The sequence below is a fragment of the Paraburkholderia sp. SIMBA_054 genome (genome assembly GCF_046534875.1).
In the GTDB taxonomy this organism is placed as follows: Bacteria; Pseudomonadota; Gammaproteobacteria; order Burkholderiales; family Burkholderiaceae; genus Paraburkholderia; species Paraburkholderia hospita.
In genome coordinates, this window is sequence record NZ_JAWRXV010000302.1 from 1 (window position 1) to 395 (window position 395).

Annotated in this window: 1 pseudogene; it reads left to right on the top strand. The window is 56.7% G+C overall.

The features are described 5' to 3' along the window. Nucleotides 1-354 (top strand): annotated as a pseudogene (locus SB822_RS55225) (group 1 glycosyl transferase); the annotation flags it as partial. Between the last annotated feature and the right edge of the window lie 41 nt (nucleotides 355-395).

Here is a 395-nt window from a genome sequence, read left to right on the forward strand (position 1 = left end):
GTCGTGCTCGACTCGTTTATTTCCAACGACATGGAGCGCGATCTGTTTTCCGCCTGCGATGCGGTATGGCTCGGCTACAAAGGTCATTACGGCATGAGCGGCGTGCTCGTGCAGGCCTATCGCTTCGGCAAGCCGGTGATCGCAACGGAAGACGGTTTGATCGGCTGGTTCAGCAGGCGTTGCGAATTGGGCCCGATTCTGAGCGACCTGAGTTCGGCGTCGATCGGGAAAGCCATTACGGAAACGTTGACCTCGTGGCCGCACGAACATTCAGCTTCGGCCCCACGCGACAATCTTCTGTCACAAAACACGCTCGGCGAATTCAAACACACTTTGCTGCAGCAGATGGCGTGATTCAAAAGCTCTCAGCGTGACTTGACGTGACGTGATGCGCC